This window comes from Pelatocladus sp. (assembly GCF_059505505.1).
Genome location: NZ_JCACKS010000145.1, coordinates 1 through 4,951, shown reverse-complemented (window position 1 = coordinate 4,951; position 4,951 = coordinate 1). Strand labels below are relative to the sequence as shown.

The window sequence follows — 4,951 nt, the reverse complement described above, 5'->3', positions numbered from 1 at the left end:
ACTGCATTGGGGCTACGCTCTACTTGGTCTTCAAATAGCTGATGCAGACATTTATTTAAAGGATAAGCAACTTCTGTGTTATTCCATTCTATTAGTAACTGATTACGTTCCTCAGAAGTTAGTAGATTAATTTGTGATAATTCACAATGAGGATTTTTGACTACTTGTTGAATTATTTGCAAAAAATGACCGCTCATTCTGGCGATCGCCTCTTCTCGAAAAAGTTCAGGTTCGTATTGTATGATTAATCTTAAATTATTACTATCTTCAAAGAAACTCCAACTTAAATCAAATTGAGCAGTTCGTGGTTGTAGAGGATATTCTTGATGTGTAAGTTCAGGAATTTTCATCACTGCTTTACTTTCTTGACTGAGCAGTGAAAACATGACATCAAATAACGGATTTTGGGAAACATCACGTTCTAAATCCAGGGTAGATACCAATTTATCAAAAGGATAATCACTATATTCATAAGCATCAAGACAGGTGTTTGTTACTTCTTCCAATGCTTGTTGAAAACTTCCTGCTTCTGGGAGTAAAGTTCTTAAAGCCAGGGTGTTAACATAAAATCCAATTTGGTTTTCTAAATCTGGATGATTGCGTCCAGAAATAGGTATACCAATAACTAAATCACGCTGTCCAGTGTAACGGTAGAGTAATATTTTAAATAAAGTTAAGAGGGTAATAAATAGAGTTGTATGATTCTCAGCAGCAAAAGAGTGTAATTTTTCGCTCAGACTCTGACTGAAATTATAAGTATATACACCAGCTTGAGAAGATTTAAATTGCGGTCTAGGAAAATCGGTTGGTAAGTTGAGTATGGGTGGTTTTTCAGCAAAGCGATCGCACCAATAATGATGTTGTTCTTTCATCTCGTCACTTTCTAACCACTGATTTTGCCATGCAGCATAATCCTTATACTGCAACGGTAGTGGAGGTAAATCGGCAGTTTTTTGCTGCGTACAAGCAGAGTATAAAGTGATGAGTTCTTGAAAAAGGATATCGAGCGATCGCGCATCCCCGACAATATGGTGTATAGTCAAGCCAAACAAAAATTCCTCTGATTTGATTTGTACTAATAAAACTCGCATCAAAGGTAATTTCTCCAAATCAAAGCGCGAGTTTGCTGACTCTTGAATTAATCTATCAGCTATATTCTCAGCATTTTTTTGTTCTCTTAAATCTTTAAAAAGTATTAATTCTTCTGTAGGTAATTTTTCATGCACAATTTGCTGAATATGACCTGCGACAGTTGTAAAAGAAGTACGTAAAATTTCGTGGCGATTAACAACTTGTTGAAAAGCTTCTTCAAATGCGGCAATATCTAGGCTACCATTGATTCTCATCGCCAGCCTAATATTATAAGCACTGGAATATTCACTTATATGGTGCAGAATCCACATCCGTCGTTGCGCGTGGGATACTTCGTAATATTTTCGATTTGGTAGTGACTGGACTATCATTTTTATTGTCGTGATTGAATCAAAAGAGCTTGTGCTTTTAAAGTATTATGAGTAAAAATTTCCCGCAATCGCAGTGTAACTCCAAAGTTATTGCGGATGTGTGATACTAAGCGCATCGCCTTTAAACTATTTCCTCCTAATTCAAAAAATGATTGATTTGCGTTACTCACTTTTACCTCTAATAATTCTCCCCAAATAGAAGCTAATAAAGCTTCTTGTTGATTAAACTTAGTAATCTTATTACTTGTTTGGGTAATATTGATTTCTGGTTTTGGTAGTGCTAGACGATTGATTTTCCCATTCGGTAATAACGGAAAATCTACCAAGTGCATCAAAAAAGTTGGCTGCATATAAATTGGTAATACTTGTTTTAATTGGCTGCTGATATATTGATTATTTATATTTTTATCACCCTGATAATATGCAATGACTGTCACTGATTCATCTTGTTTTTCTGCAATTACCAGTGCTTTTTTTACACCCTCCATAGCAGCCAGTGCATCTTCAATTTCTGCTAACTCAATCCGTACTCCATTTAACTTCACTTGGTTATCACTGCGTCCTATGACCTCCACCGTTAAATCCGGTAGCAGTCGTCCTAAATCTCCTGTGCGGTAAACTAAATCAGCGCCGTTATTCAAAGGATTGGGTACAAAAACGGAATTGGTTAAACTTTCATCTTGGTAATAACCTTTTGTTAAATAAGGTGACTTGACAAAAATTTCTCCTACTTCTGCGATCGCACAGGGACGAGTCCCATCAATGACTGCAAACACCGCTTCTGGTAATGTTTTACCTCCAGGAACTCGTGCATAAGTAATTTTATTCGGGTCAGGAATCCGATGAAAATGTTTGACAAAAGTGGTTTCACTCGCCCCATAAATGTTCACAAATTCTGTCTTAGAACCAAAAATTTGATGCCATTCACACAGTTCCTTAACAAATAAAGGTTCTCCTCCTAATATCAAAACTCGTAAATGTTTGAGCAATTGATCAGCATTGACTAAATTGCGACCAACATTCAAAAATAGGCGCATTACTGAAGGTACAGTGTGCAGTAAGTTAATTTGCCATTCTCCTAACTTCAGTAATAAACGCTCCGAATCTTCGCGATCTGTGCTATCAGGAATATAAAGAGTTCCTCCAGAACATAAAGTGACGAGAGTTTCTCTAAGATAAGCATCAAAGTTAATTTTTGCAATTTGCAGACAACGCCAATTTTGATTAATCCCAAATTCTAGTTTTTCCCAGTTGATAAAGTGGCGCAAACTGCCATGACTACCAAGTATGGCTTTGGGTTCACCTGTTGAACCAGATGTAAACATAATATAGTTAGAATCATCAGCATCAGGCATAATTAGAGCTTTTTCATCATTACTTGCTACTACAGGCAAGCATTGATAATTTGTGCCATCCCATTGATAGTATTGCTGAATTTCATGGGCAGTCACTACCAATATTTGAGGTGGTTTTGGTAATATTGCTAATCGAGGTTTGACAGTATCTAAATTTTCGTCATCGACCACTATAATAGCGGGGGATGTTTTGAGCATCATCCGTGAAGAGCGTTCTTCCGGTTCATCTAAACGCATAGGTAAATAAATTCCCCCAGCCTTAAATATCGCTAGCATTGCTAATACTTGACGATAATCTCCTTCAAGAATTACGCCACAAATAGTATCTTTTTGAATACCTAAATATTTAAAGATATTAGCCCAAGAGTTAGTGATTGTATCTAATTTCTGATAGCTAAATTCTCCTCCAGGATAAACAATTGATGTTTTGTCAGGCGTGGCTTTTACTTGCTCAATAAAATCATGTATGATTGTGCGTGTTTCTAAGCGGGGAATTGGTTGGATGAAGTTTTCGACTAAAGCGGTTTCTGTTGGTGATAAAAGAGAAAATTTACATATTGACTGACTAGGATTAAGTACCATCTCTGTGAGCAATTTATCGAAATGGCTCAGACATTTTTGCATCCTATTTGTTTGGAATAGATCTGTGTTGTAAATTAAATACAACCTGAGTTGGTCGTTGTGTTCACTAAATACAAAAGACAGGTCAAATTTGCTGCTAGACGTTAGTGAATCCAGAGATTTGATTTGTACTTCTTCTGTGACTACAGGTTGATCAAAGTTTTGCAGCAGCACTAATACATCAAATAATGGTGTGCGGTTAATTTCTCTAGAAATTGCTAATTCTTCTACCAAAATATCAAACGGGTAATCAGCATGTTCAAATGCTTCAGTAACACTTTGGCGAACTTTATTGAGCAGATTTTCATACCCTTGTTCTGGTTCTATTTGGTCACGGATAACTAGTGTATTCAGAAATAAGCCGATTAAAGATTGTAGCTGAGGATGGTTGCGAGTAGCAATTTCTGTACCAATAGCAATGTCGTGCTGACCACTGTAGCGATAGAGTAAGACTTTTACTGCTGCTAAGAGTGCCATAAACAAAGTGCTTTCTGTTTGTTGACAAATCCCTCTCAACCCAGATACTAGTTGTGATTTGAATGTCCAGCTTAGATGTGAACCATTGAAACTCTTTATAGAAGGTCGTTGAAAATCTGTAGGTAAGTGAACGCGGGGTATTTGCCCATTATCCAGTTTTTGTCGCCAGTAATCTAAGTGTTTTCTATGTTCATCACTGCGTAAAATGTTGGCTTGCCATGCTGCATAATCTTTGTATTGTACAGGCAATTTATCTGGATTTGGTTGTAAGCCTTTGACAAAATAATTGTAATATTTTAAGCATTCTTTAGCTAACAAATCCATTGACCAGCCATCACAAATAATATGATGAATTTCCAGAACAAGAATATATTGTTTATCTGGTAATTTATAAATATCAGACCGCAATAATGGGCTATTTTCTAAATCGAAAGGTTCTCTTTGTTGTTGAATAATTTCTAAGATGTAGCTTTCAGCATTGGGTTCATGACTCAAATCTTCAAATCCGACATGAAAATGAGTATTTGCGAGTATCCTTTGCCTTGGTTCACCGTTGACTAATACAAACGATGTCCGCAGAGATTCATGGCGAGCAATCAAAACCTGCATTGCTTTTTCAAAAGCAGCAGGATCGAAATCTCCTTTTAGTTTGAGTGTAGAAACAATATGATAAGCCACATTATTTAGATCCATCTGTTGCAGCACAAAGAAGCGTCTTTGTGCATGAGATGTTTCATAGGTTTCTTGCTCAGACAAATGAGGAATTAGCGGAACCGAAATAGATGCACAAGCGGCTAATAACTCTGCCTGTTCTGCAATTGTAGGGTGTGAAAAGACTTGTTTTAATTGAAAGGGAAGGACTAGTTTTTCTTGAATTTGGTTGACTAGAGCAATTGCTTTGAGGCTGTGTCCTCCCAAATCAAAAAAGTTGTCATACACTCCGATTTTGGAAACTTGTAGAACTTGTTGCCAAATGTTTACTAAGATGCTTTCTGTTTGATTGCGTGGAGCTAAATATGCTGATTCTACTATCGA

General features: G+C 36.7%; 2 protein-coding genes. Both read right to left on the bottom strand.

What is annotated here, in order from left to right; genetic code table 11:
• Positions 1-1,463, bottom strand: a 1,463-nt coding sequence (locus AC5JMK_RS12555; RefSeq protein ID WP_495910225.1) for a condensation domain-containing protein, incomplete at its 3' end; no start/stop codon positions are given.
• A gap of 2 nt (positions 1,464-1,465) precedes the next feature.
• On the bottom strand, positions 1,466-4,951 hold a 3,486-nt coding region (locus tag AC5JMK_RS12550), incomplete at its 5' end, for a non-ribosomal peptide synthetase (protein WP_495910224.1).